Source organism: Nonomuraea sp. NPDC049649 (assembly GCF_040675175.1).
Lineage (GTDB): Bacteria > Actinomycetota > Actinomycetes > Streptosporangiales > Streptosporangiaceae > Nonomuraea.
In genome coordinates this window covers 1-1,283 of record NZ_JBFAOH010000114.1, presented here as the reverse complement: position 1 = coordinate 1,283, position 1,283 = coordinate 1, and the positions used below count along the sequence as shown (strand labels likewise).

Below are 1,283 nucleotides of genomic sequence, written 5' to 3'. Positions count from 1 at the left end.
CCGGCCCGATCCGAGCACGAACAGTAGTCAACGACAACATCAGGGGGTCAAGATTCAACCGTCGTCAGGGGGTCAGAATTCGGCCGTCGTTGACACCTCGCCCCGGGGCCAGAGCGGCCGCCAACAAGAAGACTAACGTGACCTGTGCCTACACACCCTGGGCCGTCGACGGACAGCAGAACGGCGGTCTCGAATTCGTCGACCCCGCCAGCAACCCCAACGACCAGCCAAAGGGCAAAGGCGCCTACTACCTGGTCGAATGCTCCGACGGCTACCGGGACGTTATCTGGATCGCCAAGAAGCACGACCCCGGAATCACCCCCGAGCAGCTCGCCCGCAGGGCCTACGCACGGATTCCGATCAGGTCACCGAAAGTCCTCACCGCCCCTCCCCGCGGCAAGGAAGGCCTCGTCGGACTCCCGCACTGGTTCTACCTGGCCAAGGGTGAATGGGCTGCCAAATCGAAGCGCATGCGAGCCGGCCTCGTCTGGGCAGAAGCCACCGCGACACCACAGCGGATGACGGTCAATCCAGGCGACGGCCAGACGATCACGTGCGATGGCCCCGGCACCAGGTACGACCCCACCACGCCAGCCGACCAACAGCGCTCCACCTGCTCGTACCGCTACTCCCGCCCGAGCAGTTCCAACCGAGTCACCGTCTCCGTGACCTGGGGCGGCACCTGGCGTGGCTCCGGCGGGACGAGCGGCACGCTGCCACCCATCACCCGATCGGTCACGTTCCCGGTCCGAGTCGTCGAAGCCCAGGCCCTCGTCACGAAGGGATAGCCCATGCTCTACCGGCTCAAGCCGAACAGGGGACAGGGCGAGGCCTCCCACGTCCGCCCCCTGCCTGGCAGGCGCCGTCCGACGATGCTCGTGGCGAGCGTCGCGTTGACGGCCCTTGGCGCGCTCATCGCATGGGAGGTGTACGGTGCCGCCGGCCAGCAGACTCCCGTCCTGGTCATGGCCCGGGACGTCCCCATCGGCCAGCAACTTCAGGCGCAAGACCTACGCACCGTGGCCATGGGCATGGATCCGGCTGTCCACTCACTGACCGCCACCGACAAAAGCACGGTGATCGGCAAGCGCGCCGCCGTCGACCTGAAAGCCGGCAGCCTCCTCGCGCCTAACCAACTAACAGAGACCCTCACCCCAGCACCCGGCCAGGTCGTCGTTCCAGTGGCTATCAGAGGGCGGTCTGTGAGCCTATGCCCGTGATGTCGTACTGTGATCGAGTGAATCTGTAGCGTTATGCCCGGCTGGTGAGCGTGGACGTGCTGA

The 1,283-nt window shown here is 65.9% G+C and carries 2 protein-coding genes; both read left to right on the top strand.

The features are described from left to right. Positions 1 to 137 precede the first annotated feature (137 nt). The gene (locus tag AB0J42_RS37715; protein ID WP_364303403.1) at positions 138 to 788 is read left to right on the top strand and encodes a hypothetical protein; all 651 of its coding nucleotides are present in this window, start codon (positions 138 to 140) and stop codon (positions 786 to 788) included. 3 nt (positions 789 to 791) lie between these two features. Further along, entirely contained in the window at positions 792 to 1,220 is a 429-nt protein-coding gene (locus tag AB0J42_RS37710) for an SAF domain-containing protein (RefSeq protein WP_364303401.1), read from the top strand. Positions 1,221 to 1,283 lie beyond the last annotated feature (63 nt).